Source organism: Cryobacterium sp. Sr8 (genome assembly GCF_004403225.1).
In the GTDB taxonomy this organism is placed as follows: domain Bacteria; phylum Actinomycetota; class Actinomycetes; order Actinomycetales; family Microbacteriaceae; genus Cryobacterium; species Cryobacterium psychrotolerans.
The window spans coordinates 36958-60730 of the sequence record NZ_SOHO01000058.1 but is presented as its reverse complement, the minus strand read 5'-3'; the positions used below and the strand labels follow the sequence as shown (position 1 = coordinate 60730).

Below are 23773 nucleotides of genomic sequence, written 5' to 3'. Positions count from 1 at the left end.
CTCGCTTGTCGGTGAACCCCACCCTGATGTGGTCAACGCCTTCTTGCCCCACGCCCGGCATCCTCATCGTTTTCATGGCTTGTCCATCGGCGCTTACATCTGTTGCCAGACTAGACACTAGATCGGGATGCGAGCTGGCGGAGGACCCGCGGTGAGACCCGGGCGCTGTGTCGCAAAGGCGTCCGTTCCCTCCGCGAGCCGCTTCGCAGCCTCAAGTGCGGCACGAGCGCGAGCGGCATCGCGTCGCTGGGCCACCGTGTGCGGGGCGGGGCCGAGCGCGCTCGCGCCGACAACTGCGTGGCGGTCCCGGTATGCCGCAACCGTGCAAGCGTGCTGTCTCCATGCGGTGGCTACCGATTGACGGGGGAAGGCCCCGAGTTCCCGAGTCCACGTGTCTCCTGCGATCAGTGCTCCGTGAAGGACGGCGCTCGCTCGGGCTTCGATCAGGTCGGCGCGCTCGTCGAGGGCCTGGCGCATCTCCGCGGCCATCGGTCCGATCGCTTTCGGGATGAGCCCAACGATCAGTCGTGGCGCCCTGCGCGATCGACCCGCGGCGGCGTCACGCGCGATGGCAGTTGCGATCCGGGAGCAGAGGACGGCCGCCACGTCCCGGGCATCCTCCAACCCACGTGCTGCAACTCCGCGAGCGAGCAGGCGCTCGACGTCGAGATGGTGGGCTTCGGCGCGCCGGAGCTCCGCAGTCAGCGCCCCGAACGCCTGCGACTGGATGGCGTCGTCAGCCTTGCCTGGTGGGAGCCCGCTGCCGCGCACCAATGCCATCCATCTGTCGTGCTGCGCGGCCGCCGCGATGGTCTCGTACTCTGCCGCGACTTGCGCCACCGAACCCCAGGCATCCTGTTGCGCCACGATCGTCTCGAGCGCTGACAGTTCGGCGCCGACGTGCTTCAGAACCCCGCAGAGGATGCTGCGTGCCGTCGCGTCCTGGTCGTCGCCCGGTCGCGGCCCGACGTGGGCAACATCGGGTCTGTCAACGGCGACGTAGGCGGTGTTCGCCTCGCGACCTCGCGTCATCGCCACGTAGAGATTCTCGCGCGTCATGCCCGCGGTCACGACGACGTGCGCGGTGTCGGTCGTGATGCCTTGCGCACGGTGCGAGGTGACGGCATAGCCGAGTTCGAGGTGGCGCTTCACATAGTCCGCGGGAAGCAGCACCGCGCTCTCCCGCCGGCGGCCGTGCCGGCGAACGTCGACCGAGCCGTTCCGGCGTACCCCGATCACGGTCCACCGGTCGCCGTTGCGCACCCAGGCTCGGGAACTGCGAAGCTGCCGGTCGTTCCGGCGAGTGATCACCGTGTCACCGACAGAAGCACGGTTTCCGTCGCGGAGGGCGACTTCGCGAACCGCATCGACGCGACCCTCGAGGATGAGTTCTGTGCGGGCGCGCGCGTTCAGCGCTGCAACCGCTTCGTTCGAGTCGCTGATGAGGACGGTCGCCCTGCCGGCCCGGCTGTCCGCGCGCCAGGCCGCGTATCCGGCATCCGCCATCGACTCGGTGGTGCCGCCGCTCACCCTGGCGTGCGCGATGTAGCTGTCGATCGCGTCGGGGTCGCCCTGGCGCAGTCCGAGGGAGGCCGTCTTCTCCCACTCGTGTGTCAAGCGGTGCACGTCGACGAGCTCGGGGGCATCCGCCCGGCCATGGACCAGCAACGAGAACGCGCCTCCGGCGTCCACCGAGTGGAGCTGCGCGTAGTCACCGACCAGCAGCACCTTGGCGCCGGCGCTCGCGGCAAGCGCGCTGATCCGATCCAAGGACAGCGTGCCCGCCAGGGAGGCCTCGTCGACGATTACGAGCTGGCCGGCATGGAACGTCGCTGCGTGGTCGAGATGGTCGTGCCACCACTTCGCCAGGTTCTCGGTCGAGACGCCGAGGTCCTCCGCCAGCACTTGGGCGGCGGCGGCCGAAGGCGCGAGCCCCACCACCGAGCCCGCACCATGCGCCGCCCCCCAAGCCTGCCGAAGCGCGTTCATCGCGGTCGTCTTGCCCGCACCGGCCGGACCCACCAACACATCAAGCACCCGCCCAGAGCCCGCGATCGCCGTGAGCGCTGCGAGCTGATCGTCAGCAAGCACTGCGCCACCTGGCAGCTGCGTGAGCGAGGCTTCACGTAACGTGGCCTGGGCGACCCGCGGTCCGGTCGTGTCCGCGGCACGCTCCAGCAGCCGCGACTCCGCGTCGAGCAGCTCCGTCGCCGTGAAGAGGGTGGCGTGCTTCGGGCGGAAGACCGACGTGCCGTCGGCTCGCCGGAACGCGGCAGGGCTCGGCGCAAGCTCGGGTGGCGTGATCCGCAACGAGGCCCTTTCGGCGGCAGCCACGACGAGGCCGATGACGGCTTCGCGATCAGGCGCCGATGCGAATCGGTGTTGCATCATCTGGCGTGCTGCCTCGGCGGCGAGATTCCAGTGCCGCCAGGTCGCACGCTTCTCGCTCACCGAGGTCATCACGCTCAACCCGAGCGCTTCGATCGCCTCCCGCGGCACGTCCTCGACGCGCCTCGTTGGCGCCGGGGACTTTGCGGCTGACGCGATCGCCCACTTCGTCGCGTCTTCTCCCAGCACTCGCTCCGCTCGTTCACGCCACTTCGCGGTGAGTTCGGCGAGCGAGCGCACGTCCTTCGCGGGCCGCGTGGAGAGCGTCGCCTGCGCGCGGAGCTTCATGATCGTCGCCGGCCCTGGGCGATGGCCGTGCCTGCTCAGGTATGCGTCGATCAGCGCGTCGGTCGCTATGTCGATATGTCGCGATCGCGTCGAGAACTCCGCGACGAGTGGCTCCGGGACGGAACTGATCGACAAGGCGGGGTGGCGATCCCTTCCGCGCTCTCGCATCTCCCAGCGCACGCCCAGTGATCGAGTCAAGGCGTCTGCGAACAAGGACTCGTGCAGTTCGGAGAGCGCGACAACGGCCGCGTGCATCGGCCGGCCGTCGAGCGAGCGCCACTTACCATCGAGCACGGTTTGCACCTTGTTGCTGATCACCACGTGCGTGTGCAGGTGCGGGTCGCCGGCCCTGCTGTCGAAGTGGTCGAACGCCGTGGCAATCAGGCCCGTCACATCGACTTGCGCGACGGCTCCGTCATTAGCCGTGACCCCTGTCCTCGTCGCCGCGACCTCGCGCTCCATGTATGCGACCACCTCGGAAACCGCCGCATGATGCGCCTGCGCAATCCGCGACTGTGTCGCCGCGTCTGTCACACCCCAGAGGATGCTCGCCGACTTCGGAATCGAGAACGTGAAGTCGTACCCGGCGACCGCACGCCGGCGGGCTCCCGGCTGTTCCTGGCCCCTGCCGGTCGGCGTAGTATCTGCTGGGCTTCGATACGCGGGATAGGCGCGACCGAGGGGTTCGCCGTGGACCGGGTCGCGCCCCAACCCGATCAATCTCTGCAGCTGGGCCTCCGTGACTTCGGCGCCCTCGACGATGCGACCCGAGCCGAGGCCCGGGAGACCGTTTCCCATCCATCGACCCGGCGGCGTGCCCTTCGCGCTGTAGTAGCGGGTCAGCGGCGTGGACAGCGACCGCTGCCCGTCGCCGGCGGCGACGGTGCGCAGCAAGTACTTGTAGCCATCGCCGGCGCTCATCACCCGCATCGACACCGTCACCGCGCGCTCCTTCGCTATTGCTTAGGAGGTGCGCCGCCTCGATCTGCAAGAGGCGTGGCAATTCGAATGTGGGGTATGAAGCAGTCCCTCCGGGTGCCGCTTCGTTGGCAGCTGGTGCGATGCCGGCGCTGACTTAACAAAACGCTCGAGCTCGATCCGCAGTCGGCTCACGCGACGCGCCTATTCCGCGAGCATCCAAACGCGCTTGAGTGGAAGTCGGGATCGGATGTCTTCCGGAAGATTCTCATACACGCGCATGACCGCGTCGACGACGTCTTCAGCGGCCCAAACCCGCATCCTGAACTGTTGACTTTGAACTGTCCCACGCGCTTGCTTCGATAGACCGCCCCATGCGACCAGAAGGCCCTGATCTGCTCCCTGCGTATGGACGACTCCGCTCAAATCACGAACAACGGAGTCTCCCGTTTGCCCGCCGGATTTCACTTGGACGATTACACGCGGAGAATCCATCCCGAGGACACCACGCCCGGCGACGATGTCGATACCGCCATCCGCGCCGGGTGGAGACATGGTGCAAGTGAACCCCTCTGCCTCAAGAATGGCCGTGATGAGTGCGGTCAATTCATGTCCTGCGAACTCCTCGGCAATACGCGCACTAATGCGGTCTCTCGCGACCTCGACAATATCGGTGTGCAGTTCGGGTTCATCGACATCGTCCTCTTCGAGGATCGTTGATTTTGCGCCCGGAATCTTGACTGCAACCTGGAAGGGAGCCTGACCTGGATCAATGCCGGTTGCCAGCAACTCCTCAAGACGAGATATTGCATGGTTCTTCGAGGGAGCGAAGATGGAAAGCGCGGAGCCGAGGCTGAACAGTAGGTCCTGTTTAACAGCCGAGCGAGGCAGATCCGTGACATGCCACTGCACCCGCACGACGTGACGCTTGTCCGGGTCGACTTCGTCAGCCACGTATTGGTAGCCGCTAGTGACCCTCCCGAGCGCGATCTGCTTCGTCGTCTTCAAGGGCATAGCCAAGAGATCCCCGGGACTAATGCGGGATCGCAGCGCCCACATCTGACCCGTGTAGTTGGCGAGGGCCGGTCCGCTGAAGTCAGGAAACACCTGAGAAAGAACTGCGCCGACGGCCTCACGTGTGCTGCATTCAGTCAGATCAGGTACTTCCTGCCAACCACCGCCGGAAACCCCGCCGCTCAGTGCCCATGCGTCTCGTTCTCCGTGCCGGCCCGATCGAACAACCCACGCTGCGCCCAAGATAGCTCCCTACTCTTCAGAATCTGATCATGTCAGACTGAGCCGCGCGTGAAGGTCCATGGGCTTCTGCCGCTCTTAGCTCTTCCGCGGAGTCGTCACAGATTCGCGCGTCGGGCACATTACCCTCCCTGATCTGGAGCTGGTCTCCGAGCCGTAGGGTCTGATAGGTTCATCTCGACCGCCGGGCATCGTCGCCCAGCGCAGTCTGGCCACTGCAGTGCAGGCCCCAACCCCACCTAGGAAGGGATTGCACTGCTGTGCCAACCATCGATTGTTCCAAGCGCCCCTACGTATCGCCCCGCGCGGCCGCCCAAGCGCTGCGCGCGGTTCGCTCCCGCGGAGGCGATCGTCTTCCCGCCGACATACATCCCTGTTCTAGGTGCCATGCATGGCATGTCACTTCCAAACGAGCCAGTGGGCGTCCGAAGTGGTGGCATAAGTTGGCCCTGATGTAGGCAGAGCCTTGGCGGTCCTAGCTAACTGGACCGGTTGTCCAGCCTCATTCAAATCAGGCGATATTGGCGGGCATCGGCAGAAAAGTTGTGGCGCTCCAGTGGACGAGGACGCCACCAGCACGAAGGGCGTCTACCGATACCTGCTATCCGGCGAGGACCGGAGCTCTTCGATCCGAGCGTCCGAGCAGCAACAGAAACGCTACGCGAGCGGGTAGCCGATCACGTCGTGGGAAACCGCGCTCACGACGTTGCCGGGAACATCGGCGTACGCGAGGCGATACACCGTGTTCAGCCGAGGATTGAAGATCCCGAGGTGCGTGAGCGACCCATACTGCTCCTGGCCCGAGCGCTGACCCATGAGGAAGTACATGAGCAGCTGCAACGTGTTCTTGTTCGTCGGCGGGTTCACCGACACTTTGAAGTCCCACAGCGTGTCCGCGGTGAGGAAGTCACCGTCGCCCGAGTTCACCAGTTCCGTCATCGACTGCCGGTTGACCGGCATGAAGCCGTCTTCGGTGATGGGGCCATGGCCGGTGAAGAACGCCACTGCCCTTTCCACCATGCTGCGGATGTGTGCGATGGTGACCGCATCAGGAATCGAGTGCTGGCCCACATAGGTATCAGGTCCTACCCTGAACGCGATGTCGTAGCCGACCAGGTGCACCGCTGCGCGAATCGCGTCATCATCCGGAATGACGCCCGGCCGCAGACAGCGTATCGGCGATGTGTTCCATCTCCCAGGCATCCTGCTCACCGCGCAGGTAGTTGACATCGACCACGGGGGTCAGCCGCCCCAGATCGAGAGCACTCATCGCTTCCATGGCGTGCAGGCGTATGGCGCCCCGAATCGAGATTTGGAAGGCGTCTCCTGGTTCAGCGCCATTTGCGAGGCGGGACAGGTAGTCGACGGCCATCCCCATCGTGGCGGAATGTATATTCTCGGCGTTGTGATCGAGAAGTTGAGGGTGCCCATCCCCGAGCTGGATCGTCTCCATTGCTCGCGGGTTGATGTAGCCGCCACGCGGCTGGGTGATCTGATTGATTCGTCTCACTACGGAAGTCATAGACCTCACGATATTAAGGGCCCACTCGAGCTCTACCCCCCCTTCGCTCTCGTAAACGAGGGAACTCCCCGTCCAGCTTTCGCTGCAACGGGAGCCGCACTTCCGAATCCGCACTCTTCTGGATTCGGCCGCAATCTTCGGGTCAACGCTTCTTGCCCCCGACACCTGGCACGGACGTGACTTGTTTCATCCACGCCGCGATCTGGCGTTCGTCGAGGTCATCTACGGACTGGAGCTCCACGCCCCGGGTTGACTTGCCCATTCCCACCGGGGTCACCGGCGGTACCGGTTCGAGCGCCGCGCCATTGATGAACATGAGCTTGAGTGGCCGGCGAAGCCGCCGCAGCTGAAGCACCACCCGTCGCCGACGCCGTAGTACGCCATGCCCCATTTCACGGAGCGCTGGAGGTCGGGCAGCGTCTTGGCCGCCAGGGCATCGACGGCTTCGGCGATGCCGCGCTGCGGTTGCGGGAGGCTGCCGATGTAGGCGAAGACCGGCTTGTCGCCGACCGCGGCTTTCGCGGGGCTTGCCCTGCCTGCCATGGCTTCGGGCAGGGTCCAGGCGGCGTCGCTTGGTGCCGCAGCGCCCCTGGCCGGTTTCTGGGCTTCGCTCTTGCAAGTCTCCTTGCTGTCCATGGCGAGATCTTATTCCGCACACCTCGTGGGTGCGTCCACCTCGCCCGCAGCAGCACACAGTGACTATTGCGCATGCTCAAACTTCGGTGTACAAAGGAAGCCAATTCCCGTTCTCAGCCAGCGGACTCGTACAGTGATGACCTCGTCTCACGGGTTGCGGCAAAATCCCCGATCACACGGTGCTGCCACCGTGGCAGCACCGTGTTCAGTCCTCGTCTTTCGCGAACGCCCGGTCGAGGAGCGCGGCGGTGGCCGGGTTCACCAGTTCGCTGCGTTGGATGTAGTGCATCACCGTGACTCTGGTGTCCGTGTGGCCGAGCAGCTCGGCGGCGAGTTCGATGCTGGCGTTGTCGTTGACCGCGGTCGCAACCGTGCGGCGGAACATGTGCGGGGTCACCCCGTCAATCCCAACTCCCATGAGCACCTGTCGCAACTGACGACGCACGTTCGCGGTGGTCAGCGGGGTGCCGTCCCGGGACTGGAAGAGCAGTGCATCCAAGCCCATGCTCCCGACTTTGGCGAGACGTCGGCGGACCGCGTCGGCGGTGAACGAGGGCAGGGCCACGACGCGACGGGACTTCGTGGTCTTGGGGTGATCCTGCCGGAAGGTCTGCTCGCCGTTCCGGCTGACGATCGTGCCGGCCAGGCGGATGGAGGGGATGGGGCTCGTAATGTCGACATCCCGGCGTCGGATGGCCAGCACCTCGCCGATCCGCGCCGAAGTGCCGAGCATCACCTCGACGATCGCGCCGAGCTGGCCGTCTGGCTTCGGACCGGAAACATGGTCGGCGGCGCTTTCCCACTGGGCGATCGCGGCGCGGATCACGTTGACCTCGGGGGCGGTGAGCGCATCGGGGATGTGCGGCTCGCGGTAAAGCCGGGAGACGTGGTCCATCGGGTTGCGTGGGAGGACCTCGTGCCGCACCGCCAATTCCAGCGCCAGCCGCAGCACGACCCGGGCCTGCTTGGCGCGGTTGTAGGAGAGCTTCGCCAGCTGCTTGATGAACTTGTCGCACCGGGCCACGCCGATCTCGCGCAGGGTGAGGCGATCGAACGCCGGAGAGACGAGAGTGCGCATATTGCGCTCGTACAGGTTCCGGGTGGTCCGGGAGATCCGGCCCTCCAGGTCGATGTCCTCCAACCAATACGTCACCAGGTCACTGAACAGGCTGTCCGGCGACAAGCTCGTGTCGGCGGGTTGGAACAGGTCCCGGTCGACCAGCTTGGCCTTCAGCGCCCGTTCGGCGGCCTTAGCGGTGGCGCCGCTGGCCTGCACCAGACGCGCGTGACCGTCCCAATCCCGATAGCGGGTCCGCGCCAGGTACCGGCCGGTCGACGACCGGCGGGTGCTGATGTCGCCGAAGGTGCCGATCGTCAACCGTTGCCGGGGCATCTCAGCTCACCGCCGATCGGTGCGCCTGGGCTCGCTGGTGGGTTCCCGCTGCTGGGCGATCCAGGCCCGCACATCGGAGATGGCGAACTTGAGGTGCTTGCCGAACCGGTAGGCGGTGGGGCCTTTGCCGTGCACCCGCCAGTCGTAGACGGTAGAGATCGGGATGCCCAGGTAAGTCGCCAGCTGGTGGACGTCCATCAGGGGCTCGAGACCCCAATCGTCTGTGGGAGAAGAGGTTGGGTTGTCGTTGTGGATGCTCATACCCGACAGGTGTGCACGACGATCCCGGACGTTCGGGAGGAACCGAAACCAACCTCTGCGCCCCGGACGACAGTGCCGGCTCAGCGGCTGAAAAACGCTGAAAGTGATGACGTAGTGATGACACAATCAAATCTCTTAACCAAAAACGTCCCGGAAACCCTTGAGTTTCCGGGACATTTGGTCGGGCTGACAGGATTTGAACCTGCGACCCCCTGACCCCCGCAGCTCTTTGTGGGCAGTAGTGGATGTTAGTTCATAATGCTGATCAGACGGTATTTTCTCCCCACGCGTATCGCGATCAGGCATGAATCCGCGGAGCCCAATGCGGTGACCTAAAACGGTGACCAGCCCCTGTCGGAAATCGCCAATGCGCAGATCAGCGTCTGTTGCGCGCGTCGGCAACAGTTGTTGGGAGCAGTTCATGATCACCCCACCCGAGAACAGAGCCGACAAGGTTGCGGCCGCCGTGCCGGTGCGGCTGTTCGCCGCCGGCACTTCCTGCGCGGCGTGCCACCCGGCGGCGATGGCAGCTCGGACGATGATCTCCTTTGCCCTAGACGCGCCGGCGATGCCGCGTATGCGTGGGTCGCGTCGCAGGCTCGCATGCGACGTATTTCAGCGCCGATAGCAGCCTTGCGTGCGCCCTAACGCAAAAACTCCCGCATCCCTGCGTGAGCAAAGCTGGGTACCTGGACTCGAACCAAGAACAACTGAAAGAAGACGAGCCCACGGTCTACCCCGTGAAAAAGTCCGAAAATCCGCGTAATCATGCGGATCTAGGTGGGTTCAGTCTACACCGAGCCCGTGCTGTCCCGTGGTCAAAAAGTGACCCTGAGAGGGCAAAAAGTGACCCAAACAGTTACCTGCACGTACATGGCGGCCCGTCGCTTGCGCGCCGCCGCAAGATGCTGGCAGTCGTCCGCCAAGGCTCTATCCGATCATCACCGGTTGATAATCCAGGCGGCATTGAGTCGGAAGGCGCCTCTCAAAGCTTCGTGTACCGATAACCGACTTTCTTGACGTTTATGTTCAGGTATTTCCCAACGCTTTCTCCACGGCTAGAAGTGGCAAGCAGCCCTTCGTACACAACGCCAGGAACATCAAAGTAGTTGTAAACCGAACCATCTTTAAACACAACTTCGAGCGTTCCTGAAGCCTCGTCATAGCCAACTTCCGCAACGTTGCTGCTAACAACCGGAAAACGTTCCATCAGTTTTCTTCCTCATCATCAGATACAGTCCGCCCCAGTTCAGCGAACTTTGCGGCCATCGTCGGGTTGCCCCGCGTCAGCTTCTTGATCGAAATATCTTGAAGCTTGTCGTTCGCGAGGCGGAGGTTCCGATCGGTACCAAGCAGGGCATCCTTCGTCTTCTGCAGATGGTCGATCGACTTGTCGATCTCATCGATCGCCGTCTGGAAGCGGCGGGAAGAGAGATCCCAGTTCCTACCGAAGGCCGACTTGAAGGCATCTACTTCCTTCTCGAAATTGGTGATATCGATGTTCTGTGCCTTCATGAGCGCAAGCTCGTTCTTGTACTGAAGTGAGTTTGTCGCGGCGTCCCGCAGTAGCGCGATCATCTGGATGAAGAACTGCGGCCGGATCACATACGTCTTCGGGTAGCGGTACGAAACGTCGACAATGCCCGTGTTGTACAGCTCACTCTCCGGTTCCAACAAGGAAACGAGAATCGCATACTCGCAGCCCTTCTCAGTGCGGTCCTTATCGAGCTCTTTGAGGAAGTCCTCATTTTTCTTCTTGGTCGCGGTGGTGTCGTTCTCGTTCTTCATCTCGAACATGATCGAGACGATCTCGGTGCCCGCCTCGTCCGAGTCGCGGAAGATGTAGTCGCCCTTACTGCCGGTTCGGGCGTCGTTGTCCTTTTCGAAGTACGCACGGGGAAAGGCTGTGGCCCGGATGCGGTTGAACTCGATCTCGCAGTGCTGCTCTAGCGTCTCACCGATCATCTTCGTCGACAGCTTCGCCTTCATATCGCGGAGCCGCTCGATCGCATCATCACGATCCTTGAGCTGCGTCTCGTACTTGTCTTTGAGCGACTTCTCCGAAAGCTGCTTCTCAAGCTCGGCCTTCTCCAGGTCACTCTTGAGCTTGTCGCGTTCTTTCTCGACGACGCTCAATGCCTCCGTGATTTCCAGCTTCTTCGCCAACCCAACGGAGTTGATTTTTGCCTTGAGCTCCTGAATCTCCGCATCCTTCGTTGAAGCGGACTTCTGAAGCTCGGCCTCGAGCTTCGCTTCGGCCAGCTCGATCGCCGACCGCTTCTCCTGTTTTGCCGTCTCGAGGTTGCTCAGGAGCGCATCACGCTCCTTCTCAATAGTGCTGAGAGCCTCGGTCACGGCCAGTTTCTGCTGCACGTCACCGGCGTCGAGTTTCGCTTTGAGCTCCTGGATCTCAGCGTCCTTCGCGGCTGATGCCCGCTGCTATTCGCTGGAAGCCTTAGCCTCTGCGAGTTCCAGAGCATTCTTCTTGTCCTGGTCAGCTAGCTCCAAGCGTTCATGGAGCTGTTTCTCGAACTCGCTATCACGAACCTGCTTGGCAATATCGGCGTAACCCGCCTCATCGATAGTGAATGTCCGCCCACAGTGCGGGCACTTGATCTCATGCATGGTTATGCCTCGCTTACCTTTTTCAAAATCTGATCCAGCGTTGAAGGCACCTCTCCCTCCGCTTTCAAGGTTGCGGTTCGATATGCCAGCTGATTCTTCGCAAGGCTAATGCCGGCGGCAGCTTCAACCTCACGACACCCGGCAATCCACTCCGGCCAGTTCTCTGCGAGATGAGCCTCGAGATGGTCATCGAAGATGGCGACGTTGTCAGCTACCACGGCGGCGGGAAAGTCTTCCTCGTCCCGACCGAAGTACTTGAGCGCCGAACGATTAGCGGAGACATGGGAAACGCGTTCCTCATCAATCTTGTCTTGCTTCTTACCGTTTGCCTTCGCCCGCGCCTCGAATCCGCCGTCGGCGTCGAACAACGCGTAGACGGGGATACCCAAGGCAGTCAGAATCGCGTGCACTAGCGGAATCGACTGTTTGCCTCCGACTGGCACGATAGACACACCCGCAGCCTCAAGAGAGCCGACTCCAAGTCGGTCACCAACGCCGTAGAAGACCGCCGACTCCGTGGGCCCTTCGACAAGCAGAGTGCGATTCGCGAAGAGTGCAACGGACAGCTGGTTCGTGATCACCCCATCGAGTTGGCGAGTCACTACCGCACCCTCCACAACCCCTGCCAGTTTCGCCTTCACATCTGCGATGGTGGCCCAGTGGACTGTCACGACAGGAGGTGCGTCGGTCGACCGCGTCAGGCGTCGAACCTGGTCGAAGTGTCGAGCCTCGAGAAAATATGGGCTATGGGTCGCGTAGGTCACCTGGATGCGTTTATCGGTGTCTTCTGCAAGCGCTCGGAGCACTTTCGCAAACGTCTGCGCCTGAATCGGGTGCTGAAAAAGCTCCGGCTCTTCAACCGCCAGGCAGATGACACCCTCTGATGAGGCCGCCCCCGATTGGGCGAGTAACTGCAACGCTGAGATCAGCAACGTGCGCTGAAAACCGTGGCCCTGGCGTTCTACCGCGGTCTCGGTGTCCCCATCAAGAATCGCGAGTTCGAAGGTGGTGCGGGGTGCCTTGAGTTCGACCTCTGCCGGGGTAACCGAGACGGAACGGCCCGGCGAGTATGACTCGATAACTTCATTGAGCTGACTGGTCAGCGCATCGAGCTGCGACCTGAACTTCTCGTCGTAGACCTGCTGCTGCTTCGAACGTGACTCCTCGACGATCTTCGCGATCTCTTCGTCCGCTGCTGCCCGGTCCACCGACCGCTCGAGAATGCGCCCGATGATACTTGCCTTGCCGTCTTGTGACTCTTCGTTGGCACGAAGGTCTGCAGTCACAAGCACGTAGTCGAACAGACCGCTCATCTTGCCACCGCTGTTAAAGCCGAAAAAGTTCGTCTGCAGCGATTCAGGAGCCTCGACGAGCTGATCAGTATGCTCTGCTTCCCAGGCGGTCATAGCTGCATCAACGGCTGTTCCAGAGTTCGCGGCGGGTAGACCGAGGTCTGACCGACTTCGTCGAAGCTCTGCGTAAAGATCCTTCTTTGCGGTCGCACTCGTCGCAGCCTTTATCGGGTTGAAGTCCGGGAAACCCTTTGCATTCGCGGAAAACACCTCGGCTCCTTCCGGAGATCTCCGCTTCCAGGCGGTAAAAGTATCTGCGCCATCCGGAGCATACTTTCCGAGCGCCTCGCGGTCTCTGTCCGTGAGATCACCGAAGGTTACTTGCACTTCGATATCCTCGTCGATAGCCCCGAACGAGCAATCCTTTTCAGCGAGTTGACCAACCTTGCCGTTGAAATACCAGTCGAGTGCCCGCAGGACTGTGGACTTCCCAGTACCGTTCGGCCCGATAAAAGTCGTCACCGCATCAAAGGTGATCGGTACGTCCTTCAATGTTCGGAAGTTTTTTATCCGAACCGCTTGAATCCTCATTACTCGTTCTCCTTTGCAACTAGGCCAAAGAACCGTTCAAAGAACGCCCCGAGCTTCTGGATCACACGTTGCTTCTTCTCGCCGTGGCCACCGTCTGCTGAGAAGCGTGAAACGGGCGGCAGCACCTTGGTGATTGCGGTTCCGCTGGTGCGGATCTGGCCGTCACGGAACGCGGTTTCGACGAAGACGCGGGTCTCATCTGGACGGAGGTTCTCGTCGGCGATGATCGCTTCGAGTTCCGCTTCTCGCTTGGCCGCGATGAACGTTCGCCATTCCTCGTCGATCTCACCGTCGACCGAGAGGGAATCAACGAAGTCCTCGATGAGGTCCTTCTTGTTGCGCAAGCTCGGGCTGGCATCCACAGCTCGAGTGATCGCCGCGCGGACTTCCTTGTCATCACCATCACCGCGCTCGTCGCGGTACTTCTGGACGAGCATGAGGATGTAATCGACGTTGATCTCGACCTGCTTGATCAGCTCGATCTCGAAGACGATGTCGTCGTTGATCTGCTCTTTATCAGCGTCCGTGCCCTTGCGGAATTCCGCATAAAGGTCGAGGTAGATGCTGCGGTAGTCCTGCGCCTGGCGGTCAGACAGTATCTCGTTGCCGGTGAACTCGTCGAACGACGTCAGGATGTTCTGCAGGCGCAGGATCGCGCCGAGCAGCCCGATGAACTCCTTCTGCGCAGACTCTCCGGTGATCGGCTGGCCGAGAGGGAAGGCTGCGAGCAGTTCCGTAACCTTCTCGGCATAGTCGTTGTGGTACTCGCCGTACGGCTTGAGCAGCACAACACCGCGGGCATCCTTGTTTCCGAACAGCGCGATCGCATCGTTCGTGGCATCTTCGAGGTCCCGGAAGCTCACGATGTTGCCGTACGTCTTCACCGAGTTCAGGATGCGGTTCGTGCGCGAATACGCCTGGATGAGCCCATGCTCGCGCAGATTCTTATCCACGAAGAGGGTGTTCAGTGTGGTCGCATCGAAGCCGGTGAGGAACATGTTGACCACGATGACGAGGTCAATGTCTCGGTTCTTCAGCCGCAGCGAGAGGTCTTTGTAATAGTTCTGGAACTTGTCCGCCGACGTGTCGTAGCTCGTGCCGAACATGCCGTTGTAATCCTGGATGGCATCTTCCAGAAATGACCGAGCGTCCATGCTCAGCGCTCCGGTATCGAAGCCTTCCTCATCGAGGGCCCCGTCTTCGACAGCGTCGTTCGCGCCGTAAGAGTAGATCAGCCCGACCTTCAGTTTGCGGTCAGAGGGTAGTTGCTCCTGCAGAATCTGGAAGTGATTGTAGTAGACGCGAGCGGCGTCGATGGATGCGGTCGCGAAGAGTGCGTTGAAGCCGCGCACGCGCTTGTCGCCAAGCGTGTAGTGCTGGGCGCGCTTAGTCTTCTGGTCGAAGTGTTCCAGCGTGTACGCCACGATCTGGCTGATCCGCTCCGGAGCGAGCAGCGCCTTCTCGGTGTCGATCGAGGAGACCTGCTTGTCAACCACATTGCCGACCTTGACGGTGTTGACGTAGTCGATGCGGAAGGGCAGCACGTTCTTGTCACTGATCGCATCCACAATCGTGTACGTGTGTAGCTTGTCCCCGAACGCCTGCTCCGTCGTCTTCAGCTGCGGATTCCCGCCGCTACCCGAGTTCGCGGCGAAGATCGGTGTGCCCGTGAAGCCGAACAGGTTGTAGCGCTTGAACGCTTTCGTGATCGCGCCGTGCATATCGCCGAACTGGGAACGGTGGCATTCGTCGAAGATGATCACGACGTGTCCGTCGTAGATCGCATGACCCTTGTTCGCGCCGATGAACGTGGACAGCTTCTGGATCGTGGTGATGATGATGCGTGCGCCCGGATCTTCGAGCTGCTTCTTCAGCACCGCCGTCGAGGTGTTCGAGTTCGCTGCGCCCTTCTCGAACCGGTCGTACTCTCGCATCGTCTGGTAGTCGAGATCCTTACGGTCAACGACAAACAACACCTTGTCCACGCTCGGGAGCCTCGATGCGAGCTGCGCAGCCTTGAACGACGTCAACGTCTTGCCCGACCCTGTCGTGTGCCACACGTAGCCACCCGCAGCAACACTGCCAAGTTGCTTGTAGTTGGTGGAGATATCGATCTTCTGCAGAATCCGCTCGGTCCCAACGATCTGGTACGGGCGCATCACCAGCAGCATCTTGTCAGCCGTGAGCACGCAGTACTTCGTCAGGATGTTCAACAGCGAATGCTTGGCAAAGAACGTCTTCGCGAACGCAGCCAAATCAGTGATCGGCTTGTTCTGCGCATCTGCCCACCACGACGTGAACTCGAACGAGTTCGACGTCTTACGCACCCTCTTCGATCCGGCCGCCTCACTCAGGTGCTGACGGCGAGTGGTGTTGGAGTAGTACTTCGTCAGCGTGCCGTTACTGATCACAAACAGTTGCACATACTCGAACAGCCCCGAACCTGCCCAGAAGCTATCGCGCTGGTATCGGTCGATCTGGTTGAAGGCCTCACGGATGTCGACGCCGCGGCGCTTCAGCTCGATGTGCACCATCGGCAAACCGTTCACCAGGACTGTCACGTCGTAACGATTCGACCGAGCAAAGCCGCCCTCGCCCTGGCCGATCTCGTACTGGTTAATAACCTGCAGGCGGTTGTTGTGGATGTTCTGCTTGTCGATCAGGAGGGTGTTCTTCGTTGAACCGTCATCGCGCTTTAGAAGCTGGACGTGATCCTCCTGGATGCGTACGGTCTTCTCGACGATACCGTCGGCCTTGCCCGCGATCTTCTTCTCGAAGAAGTCGGTCCACTCTGCATCTGAGAACGTGATGTGGTTCAGCACTTCAAGCTGCGTTCGAAGATTCGCAACGAGCTGCGCTTCCGACGTGATCGGAAAATACTCGTAGGCCTGCGACTCCAGAAGACGAATCAGCTCCTGCTCAAGCGCAGCCTCCGACTGATAAGCCGACACGGCATGGGCATCCGGAACGTACTCGGCAACGACCGTACTCTCCGCAGAGACCGCGATCGGCTCATATTTTCGAGGGAGGGCGTCGCTCATGCTGCGGGCTCCCCGAAGGTCAGGAGCTTGTCACGGTAGTACTCGTACTGCTTCCGCCGAGCAGCAAGCTCGGCGGGCAGACCAATACTGAGGTCATTCACGAGCGCGTCGAAGCTGTCGAGGATCGACACGATGCGCTCCTGCTCCTCGGCGGTCGGCACGGGAATCTTGATCTTCGAAAGCCCTGCCGAGGACAGGCGCTTGACCTTGCCACGCGCGACATGATTCGCCTTCTGGGCGTGGAAGTCATCGGTCTGCACCGCATATGAGACGTACTTCGGGTCCAGCTCCGAAGTGAACGAGAACGTATCGTCGTGCACTGCGACAGGCCCATCTCCGAGCCAGGCAACCGCCTTACCAACGTCCACGACAGTTTCACCAACGCCCGCAAAGATCACGTCGCGCGGCTGCGCGAACCGCAACTGCGCGACCATGTCCGAGTTCACCTCGCGCTTTGCGCGCGACGCCGAGACTCCGTAATCGGTGTAGATCTCGCCGTAGTGGATGCTCGGGATGCCGGACTCCACGACATCGCTCTTTGTGAACCGGCGACCACGCATGAAGGTTCCCAGCTCGCCCATTGCTACGCGCGGTCCATCAACCGCATTGACCAGAGAATCACGGTAAGACGCGTACTGGCGACGGCGGGCTTCCAGCTCCGCTTCCAGCTCCGCTTCCAGCTCCGCTTCCAGCTGAGTGAACTGATCCAATATTCTCACGATCTCCCGCTGCACCTCGAGAGGCGGCACGGGGATTCGCACTTTCATCAGCTGTTTTGCAGAAACATCGATGACCTTTGTGCCGGTGGCGAGAGCTCTCTTTTGCACAAAGAATGATTCGGACTGAAACCAGTACGAGAGGTACTTCGGGTCCTCGTTGTGTTTGACTACGGTGGCATGCCCGCCCGTCACAATAGGCTCGCCACCCAGCCACGCGACCGCTTTGCCTACGTCTTCAATGTTCTCGCTTGTGTTGGTGATGATGATGTCACCGGGCTGGGCCTTCGCGAGCTTTACGGCTGTCTCCGGGGCCACGAAAGATATCGTCTCGGTCGCCCATACTCCGTAGCGGGTGTAGATCTGGCCATAGTGGATAGCGCCAACACCTTCCTCGGTGAGGTCCGCTTTAGGCATGCCATTGCCGCGCACAAGTTCGGCGATATCTCCGAGCAACCTGAACTCAACTCCCTGAGGAGCGAACTCTGCGATCAGTTCGTCGATATGGCTCATGCGAAGAAGTCCTCGTCGATCTCAACGACCCTGTAGGTCTCACGTACCTGAACACCGACCCCATAGCGAATCATCAGGCTAGTGAGGCGCTTGCCATCGATCAGAACGACGCGCATCGGAACAGCTTCAGCGTATCCACGGGCTCCCTCTGAGAAGCGGCTGGTCGTGATAAAGACACCGCTGTCTGCCTTGCCGCTGAGCGCGCCCACGAAAGCCTGCACATCGGGTCGCCCGACGACGTTATCGTCGGCGTATCGCTTCGCCTGGATGTAGACGCGGCTGAGTCCAAGCACATCCTGGTCGATCACGCCATCGATGCCGCCGTCGTTGCTCAACTGCGTGACGCTGCCACTGCCGGTTGTACCTCCGTAACCCATGGCGAGCAACAACTGCACGACAGCCTGCTCGAAGAAGCCAGGTTCCTTACCTTGGAGTCGTTCGATCAGTTCCACGGCCACTTCCTCGTGGATGCGTTCGATCCCGCTCTGCACCTGCTCGGTGGGGGTCATCGATTCCGTGTCGGCCTCGATGACTGCATTGCTGACCTTCGTCGCGCGGTCGCTCTTCTGATACACGCTGATCGGGGAGTGCGGATCCTCCCCCAGCATGCGGATATCGCGCTCCTTCGCACCGTTCGGGAACATCGTAATGAGCTGCTTACCGGCCTCAGTGATCGTGTAATGGCCACGTCGGGGGCGGGAGAGCGCACCGACGTTCGTGAGGAAAGATACCCCCCAGCCGATACGATTCTCGTACTTGAGCTGGTTCCCTGACGGCAACAGCGCCAGTTTCTGTTCATCCGTGAGCTTCGCCTGGTCCGCGACCAGCGGCTGGAACTCGCGCCAGTGACGAACTACCCCGTCGCTCAGAACTTGGAGCGTCGGGATCATGAAGCCTTCCCAGTTGGGCATCTGATCGATCACTTGGAACCCTCGAGATCCGCGACTATCGCGTCGATAGAGGTGCGCAGTTCCGCTTGGCGGGTGACGATGCGGGCGATCTCAGCGTTTAGTTCGATGATATCGACGGTCACACGGGTGTCCTCAGCCACAACGTACGACGACACGGCGATGTTGTAGTCGTTCGCCGCGATGTCTTCGTTGGGGGTGAGCTTGGTGAAGTACTCTGCGTCCTTGCGAGCAGTAAACGCTTCGAGGATCTTCTGTTGATTCGCGTCAGCGAGCTTGTTCTTGTTGCCCGTGCGCTTGAACTCGGCCGAGGCATCGATGAAGAGAACCGCGTTGTCGTTCTTGGACTTCTTGAGCACAATGATGCACGTTGCGATCGTGGTGCCGAAGAACAGGTCCGGTGGGAGCTGGATGACGGAATCGACGTAGTTGTTGTCAATGAGGTATTTGCGGATCTTCGCTTCCGCGCCCCCGCGGTAAAGAACGCCGGGGAACTCGACGATCGCGGCAGTGCCGTTGACGGCCAGCCACGACAGGATGTGCATGGTGAAGGCAAGATCAGCCTTCGACTTCGGTGCGAGCACACCAGCAGGCGCGAAGCGTGGGTCGTTGATCAAAAGCGGGTTGGCGTCACCGTCCCACTTGATCGAGTAGGGCGGGTTGGAGACGATCGCTTCGAACGGTTCGCCGTCCCAGTGGGCAGGGTCGGTGAGGGTGTCGCCGTGGGCGAGGTTGAACTTTTCGTAGTTCACGTCGTGCAGGAACATGTTGATGCGGGCGAGGTTGTAGGTGGTCAGATTGATTTCCTGGCCATAGAAGCCCTGCCGCACGTTGCCCTTGCCGAGGACTTTGTCGAACTTCAGCAGTAGCGACCCTGAGCCGACGGCGGGGTCGTAGACCTTGTTCACCTGCGTCTTGCCGACCACGGTGATGCGGGCCAAGAGTTCAGACACCTCTTGCGGCGTGTAGTACTCGCCACCGGACTTGCCTGCGCTCGATGCGTACATCTGCATGAGGTACTCGTAGGCGTCACCGAACAGGTCGATCGTATTCTCACCGAATTTCCCGAGCGGTAAATCGCCGATCGCATCGAGCAGTTTGACGAGCTTCTCGTTGCGTTTGGCAACTGTGTTGCCCAGCTTGGAACTGTTGACGTCGAGGTCATCAAACAAGCCCTTGAGGTCATCTTCGCTGTCGCTGCCGACGGCGGATCCCTCGATGTTCTTGAAAACTCTCGCGAGCGTCTCGTTCAGGTTTGCGTCCTGGGAACCGGCGACCCTGACATTCTTGAACAGCTCGGAGGGGAGGATATAGAACCCCTTCTCCTCGACAGTCTCTTTGCGACCGAACTCCGCCTGAGTATCGGGGAGTGTGGCGTAGTTGAAACCTTGGTCGCCGGCCTTGTGTTCGCCGGCATTGATGTAGGAGGTGAGGTTTTCAGAGATGAACCGATAGAACAACATCCCGAGCACGTAAGACTTGAAGTCCCAGCCATCGACGGAGCCGCGAAGGTCGTTCGCGATGCGCCAGATTGTTTTGTGTAGCTCCGCGCGCTGTGACTCTTTGGTCGTGGGGGCCATGTCTCGTCTCCTGCGCATCAGCGCGCGATTAAGTTCTGCTCGGGTTCACTTCTAAAGGTACCGGTGAGCACCGACGCGACCGCGGAGCCGCGCTGCGTGACAAGCTGCCAAGGCGGTTCTCCTGCGAAAGCCGCAACGGATAAAACCTTCGAATCATTGATTCGTAATCGCGTAAGGAGGACAGCAGCGGAACACATCAAAGCCTCCGCCCCAGCCCGCGCTCAGGCGCGGTGTGCCGCACCGAACCAGAAGACGACTGGTCATTGCCGCTGAGCCTGCGAGCTTGTTGATATGCGCCCTGCGCGGCGCGGTACTCGTGAGCGTGTGCGCGATCGGTGATCGGCTCAGGGCTGTCGAGCAGCATCGATCCGGTGACGCCGTGCTTCTGCCGATAGAGCTGGATGGTGGTCGCGGCCTGCAGCCAGGCTTCGCGGGCCTGGTCCTGCGTGGGCGGCGTTCCGAGCCGTGGCGTCCACGGTTCCCCCGCTTCGAGTGCGTCGATGGTGAGGGATCTCACGGTGCGGGTGATGATCTGCTCGCGTTCGGTCAGCGCGGCGCGCATGTCCTCTGAGATCTGCCCTTTCGGGATCGGGATGAGTCCGGCGACTCGCTTCGGGGCGACGGCGCGCGAGCCGCGGCGGGGTTCTCCCGTGAATCGGTTGAGCACCTCAGCAATCGCGGCAGCAGGATGAGGGTGCCCGTCAAGCCTCGGGGCCGCGCGGCGGACGAGGTCTTCGACGTCGTGCCCGTTGGACTCGCCTCGACGGAGTGCGGCCTCGACCTGAACGCGGTCGTCACTGTCGAGGATGCGATCTACCTGCGTGTCGGAGAGCCCGCTGGATTGCAGGAGCACCTCCCACCGGTCGTGTTGAGCGTGTGCGGCGATGGTCTCGTACTCGGCGATGAGCTGCGTCAACGAGGCGTGCTCGCTGACGGTGAGGCGCAGCGTTTCGGTCGCGGTCTGCTCTGCACCGCTGCGGGCCAGCACGTCTGCCAGGATGCTCTGGCCGTCGCGCTCTTGCGCGTGCTCGTCATGGTGATCCTCGACTCCGGCATCCTGATCGGTCGGGATATAGAGGTGGTTAGCGTCGCGGCCGCGGGTGGCAGCGACATATAGGAGCTCGCGAGTCGCGATCTGCGGGTCGATGATCCGACGGTGGCACCTTGGGCGCGGTGGACGGTCGTCGCGTATCCGAGTTCGACGTGCTCGCGCACGTATTCGGCGGGCAGGACGATCCCTTGTCCGAAAGGTGCGCCGCTTCTACCGAGTCTGCGGATGGCGAGGGAGCCGTCGTCGAACCTTCCGGTCACGGCCCATCGGTCGCCGTTCTTCACCCATCTGCCATCCGTCGTAGTGAGGCGACGGTCATTGCTTCTGGTGACGACCTCATCCCCCACGCCCGCGGTCGTTCCGTCGTGCAGGGAGAGTCCGTCCGGTTCGACCGCCCCGGCCGCGATCAGATCTGTGCGGGCGCGCTGGTTCAGTTCTGCGACGGTCTGCGAGGTCGCTGCGATCATGACCGTGGATAGCCCCGTGGTCTTGTCCGCACGCCAGGCGGCATATGCGGTGTTGAGGATCGTGTCGGTGTCGCCGTCGTGGATCCGGTCGTGATCGGCATAAGCAGTGAGTGCGGAAGTGTCGCCGTGGCGGAGTTGGAGTGTGGCGGTCTTCTCCCAGTCGTTCCGGAACCGGCGCACGTCGGTGAGTTCCGGGGCGTCGCCGCGGTCGCGAGCGAGCATCCCGAACGCTCCGCCCGTCTCGACGGCGGTGAGCTGCGCCCAGTCCCCGATGAGCACGACCTTCGCACCGACCGCGGCGGCATGAGTCGTGATGCGACCCAGCGCAAGGGTTCCCGCGAGGGATGCTTCGTCGAGAAGCACGAGCTGCCCGCTGGTGAGATTCCACCGGCCGGCTTCGTGATCGTGAAGAAACTTGGCGGTGTTCTCGGTGGGGATACCGAGCTCTGTTCCGAGGACTTCTGCGGCGGCTGCGGATGGCGCCAGGCCGATCACGGAGTTCTCGCCGTGAGTCCCTGCCCATGCACGGTGTAGCGCGCGAAGCGCCGTCGTCTTGCCTGCGCCGGCGGGACCGCCGAGGAGATCGAGCGTGCGGCCGGATGTCGTGAGCTGGGTGATCGCGACCGCCTGATCCTCGGCGAGGGTCACACCCTGCTCGTCGGGTCCGGTGGTGTGGCGGTGGGCGGTTCTGGCAGATATCTGTGGGCCATCCGTCCGATGCGAGAAGGCCAGGAGTCGGGTTTCGGCGTCGAGGATGTCCTGACTGCTGTACGCGATCGTGTCGCGGGGCTGGAACGCCGAGTAGCCGTCGTCCTGCAGGAACGGGCCGGGTGAGAGACGGTCGTACTCGGGCGTGAGTCGCAGGGATCCGCTCTCGGCCCGTTCGACGATGGTGACGAGGAGTCGTTCGCGGTCGTCGGTGGTGGCGAAGCGGATGCACATCGTCTGGCGGGCAGCTTCCGCGTGGAGGTTCCATCTCCCCCACACAGCACGTCGGTTGCCGACCTCCATCACGACCACCGCGGCGAGGTCCTCAACCTGCGCGCCCGGCAGGTCGTCTGCTCGGAGGAGCACGTCACCGGGCAGGTGGGTGAGGATCGCCTGTGCCCAGGTCGTGGCATGCTGTCCGAGCACGCGGGTTGCGCGTTCCCTCCAGGCGGCCGTCAGCTCCGCGAGAGACCGCACCTGTTTCTCCGGGCGGGTGGTGAGAGTGGCCTGCTGTCGCAGTCGGGTGAATGCCCGTGCGGACGGGGATCGTCCGTGCCGGGTACGGTACTCCTCGACCAGTCTGGCGGTGACGTCTTCGATTCCTTCGCTGCCTGCCGTGCCGCGGGTGCGCTGGGAGAACTCGTCCAGCAGCAGCGTGGAGACTCCGCTGATCTCCCAGCCGGTGCGACGATCCGCACCGCGATCGACCGGAGTCCACGAGACGCCGAGGAGCCGGGCCGTGTGATCCGTCAGGTAGGCATTGTACGTCTCGGAAAGCGCGACCGTGGCTTTGTGCAGCGCGCGGGAGTCGAGAGTGCGCCACTTCCCATCCGTGCCCTGCGCCTTGTTCGCGATGACGAGATGGGTGTGCAGTTGTGGGTCTCCGGCGCGGGAGTCGTAATGGTCGTATCCGGTCGCGATCACGCCTTGCACTCCGGCGCGGGCGATGCCGCCTTTGCCGGTTCGGGTGGCGGCGACCTCGCGCTCGAGGAATCCGAGCACGTCCTTCATCGCGGCATGGTGCGCCTGCACGATCAGGGATTGCGTGCCCGCATCCGCGACCGCCCACAACGTGCTCACCGACTTGGGCGGCGAGAATGTGAAGTCGAACCCTGCAACGGGCTGGCGGCTCTTCCGTTGCGCCTCCTCTTCGCGGATTGCGGCTGTTGCTTGCTCGCGTTGCTCGGCTGTGATGTTCTCCGGAATCGCAGCAGTGCGCGTTGCGATCCGAGTGCGCGGGGTTGCGTAGCGGCCGTAGCCGAGGCCAAGCTTTTGCCCCGTGATCGGGTCGGCGCCCTCGCCGAGCAGCCGGGCCAGGTGCTCCTCGGTCACTTCGTCGCCTGTGGCTATGCGGCCATCGATATCGGAGCCGAGAGCCTGGACGCCGGAGCCATACCAGGCGCCGGGAGGCGTACCTTCCTGAGAGTAGTAACGGGTCAACGGGGTGCCGAGATCTCGGTTCCCGTCGCCGACCACGACAGTCTTCAGCAGGTACTCGTAGCCTCGCCCGGCGGACATGACCCGCATCGATACCACCATGATCGGCCTCCCCACGGGGCCGTGAATCGGCCCGTTCAGGAGACAGGTGTGCACCGCGCACCGGGAGCACCGTCGAGGTGCC

17 protein-coding genes are annotated in these 23773 nt (G+C 62.1%); all 17 read right to left on the bottom strand.

What is annotated here, in order from left to right:
• Positions 1-117 precede the first annotated feature (117 nt).
• Positions 118-3606, bottom strand: coding sequence for a MobF family relaxase (gene mobF, locus E3T54_RS12070; protein WP_134475930.1), 3489 nt, complete (start codon positions 3604-3606; stop codon positions 118-120).
• Between the two features lie 192 nt (positions 3607-3798).
• Positions 3799-4602, bottom strand: a complete 804-nt coding sequence (locus tag E3T54_RS12065) for a restriction endonuclease (protein WP_241977200.1) — start codon at positions 4600-4602, stop codon at positions 3799-3801.
• A gap of 903 nt (positions 4603-5505) precedes the next feature.
• Positions 5506-5868, bottom strand: a complete 363-nt coding sequence (locus E3T54_RS12060; RefSeq protein ID WP_134475894.1) for a hypothetical protein — start codon at positions 5866-5868, stop codon at positions 5506-5508.
• A gap of 121 nt (positions 5869-5989) precedes the next feature.
• Positions 5990-6370: a hypothetical protein gene (locus tag E3T54_RS12055; RefSeq protein ID WP_134475893.1), complete on the bottom strand. Its 381-nt coding sequence runs from the start codon at positions 6368-6370 to the stop codon at positions 5990-5992.
• Between the two features lie 273 nt (positions 6371-6643).
• Complete coding sequence (locus E3T54_RS17370; protein WP_241977199.1) at positions 6644-7006, bottom strand: DUF1801 domain-containing protein; 363 nt, start codon at positions 7004-7006, stop codon at positions 6644-6646.
• Between the two features lie 205 nt (positions 7007-7211).
• Complete coding sequence (locus E3T54_RS12045; protein ID WP_134475892.1) at positions 7212-8399, bottom strand: tyrosine-type recombinase/integrase; 1188 nt, start codon at positions 8397-8399, stop codon at positions 7212-7214.
• A 6-nt stretch (positions 8400-8405) separates the two neighbouring features.
• Positions 8406-8660, bottom strand: coding sequence for an AlpA family transcriptional regulator (locus E3T54_RS12040; RefSeq protein ID WP_241977198.1), 255 nt, complete (start codon positions 8658-8660; stop codon positions 8406-8408).
• A gap of 985 nt (positions 8661-9645) precedes the next feature.
• Positions 9646-9870, bottom strand: a complete 225-nt coding sequence (locus E3T54_RS12035; RefSeq protein WP_134475891.1) for a KTSC domain-containing protein — start codon at positions 9868-9870, stop codon at positions 9646-9648.
• Complete coding sequence (locus tag E3T54_RS12030; protein ID WP_241977197.1) at positions 9870-11033, bottom strand: DUF2130 domain-containing protein; 1164 nt, start codon at positions 11031-11033, stop codon at positions 9870-9872. Before E3T54_RS12030 ends, E3T54_RS12035 begins: the two co-directional genes overlap by 1 nt.
• A 66-nt stretch (positions 11034-11099) precedes the next feature.
• Positions 11100-11285: a hypothetical protein gene (locus E3T54_RS17365; RefSeq protein ID WP_241977196.1), complete on the bottom strand. Its 186-nt coding sequence runs from the start codon at positions 11283-11285 to the stop codon at positions 11100-11102.
• A 2-nt stretch (positions 11286-11287) separates the two neighbouring features.
• Complete coding sequence (locus E3T54_RS12025; RefSeq protein ID WP_134475890.1) at positions 11288-13168, bottom strand: ATP-dependent endonuclease; 1881 nt, start codon at positions 13166-13168, stop codon at positions 11288-11290.
• The gene (locus E3T54_RS12020; RefSeq protein ID WP_134475889.1) at positions 13168-16209 is read right to left on the bottom strand and encodes a type I restriction endonuclease subunit R; all 3042 of its coding nucleotides are present in this window, start codon (positions 16207-16209) and stop codon (positions 13168-13170) included. Before E3T54_RS12020 ends, E3T54_RS12025 begins: the two co-directional genes overlap by 1 nt.
• The gene (locus E3T54_RS12015) at positions 16206-17438 is read right to left on the bottom strand and encodes a restriction endonuclease subunit S (protein WP_134475888.1); all 1233 of its coding nucleotides are present in this window, start codon (positions 17436-17438) and stop codon (positions 16206-16208) included. The genes E3T54_RS12020 and E3T54_RS12015 overlap by 4 nt, the downstream gene beginning before the upstream one ends.
• A complete protein-coding gene (locus E3T54_RS12010) occupies positions 17435-18361 on the bottom strand; it encodes a restriction endonuclease (RefSeq protein WP_370255513.1) in 927 nt (308 codons plus the stop codon). The genes E3T54_RS12015 and E3T54_RS12010 overlap by 4 nt, the downstream gene beginning before the upstream one ends.
• Entirely contained in the window at positions 18358-19926 is a 1569-nt protein-coding gene (locus E3T54_RS12005; RefSeq protein WP_134475887.1) for a type I restriction-modification system subunit M, read from the bottom strand. The genes E3T54_RS12010 and E3T54_RS12005 overlap by 4 nt, the downstream gene beginning before the upstream one ends.
• Before the next feature lie 196 nt (positions 19927-20122).
• Positions 20123-20914, bottom strand: coding sequence for a hypothetical protein (locus tag E3T54_RS12000; protein ID WP_134475886.1), 792 nt, complete (start codon positions 20912-20914; stop codon positions 20123-20125).
• Positions 20839-23691, bottom strand: a complete 2853-nt coding sequence (gene mobF / locus E3T54_RS11995) for a MobF family relaxase (RefSeq protein ID WP_134475885.1) — start codon at positions 23689-23691, stop codon at positions 20839-20841. Before mobF (E3T54_RS11995) ends, E3T54_RS12000 begins: the two co-directional genes overlap by 76 nt.
• Positions 23692-23773 lie beyond the last annotated feature (82 nt).

Coding starts and splice junctions, on each gene's coding strand:
- E3T54_RS12005 (WP_134475887.1), bottom strand. CDS start 19,926: ATGGCCCCCACGACCAAAGAGTCACAGCGCGCGGAGCTACACAAAACA.
- E3T54_RS12040 (WP_241977198.1), bottom strand. CDS start 8,660: ATGAGCATCCACAACGACAACCCAACCTCTTCTCCCACAGACGATTGG.
- E3T54_RS12020 (WP_134475889.1), bottom strand. CDS start 16,209: ATGAGCGACGCCCTCCCTCGAAAATATGAGCCGATCGCGGTCTCTGCG.
- E3T54_RS12045 (WP_134475892.1), bottom strand. CDS start 8,399: ATGCCCCGGCAACGGTTGACGATCGGCACCTTCGGCGACATCAGCACC.
- E3T54_RS12015 (WP_134475888.1), bottom strand. CDS start 17,438: ATGAGCCATATCGACGAACTGATCGCAGAGTTCGCTCCTCAGGGAGTT.
- E3T54_RS17365 (WP_241977196.1), bottom strand. CDS start 11,285: ATGCATGAGATCAAGTGCCCGCACTGTGGGCGGACATTCACTATCGAT.
- mobF (WP_134475930.1), bottom strand. CDS start 3,606: ATGCGGGTGATGAGCGCCGGCGATGGCTACAAGTACTTGCTGCGCACC.
- E3T54_RS17370 (WP_241977199.1), bottom strand. CDS start 7,006: ATGGACAGCAAGGAGACTTGCAAGAGCGAAGCCCAGAAACCGGCCAGG.
- E3T54_RS12025 (WP_134475890.1), bottom strand. CDS start 13,168: ATGAGGATTCAAGCGGTTCGGATAAAAAACTTCCGAACATTGAAGGAC.
- mobF (WP_134475885.1), bottom strand. CDS start 23,691: ATGGTGGTATCGATGCGGGTCATGTCCGCCGGGCGAGGCTACGAGTAC.
- E3T54_RS12035 (WP_134475891.1), bottom strand. CDS start 9,870: ATGGAACGTTTTCCGGTTGTTAGCAGCAACGTTGCGGAAGTTGGCTAT.
- E3T54_RS12060 (WP_134475894.1), bottom strand. CDS start 5,868: ATGGTGGAAAGGGCAGTGGCGTTCTTCACCGGCCATGGCCCCATCACC.
- E3T54_RS12055 (WP_134475893.1), bottom strand. CDS start 6,370: ATGACTTCCGTAGTGAGACGAATCAATCAGATCACCCAGCCGCGTGGC.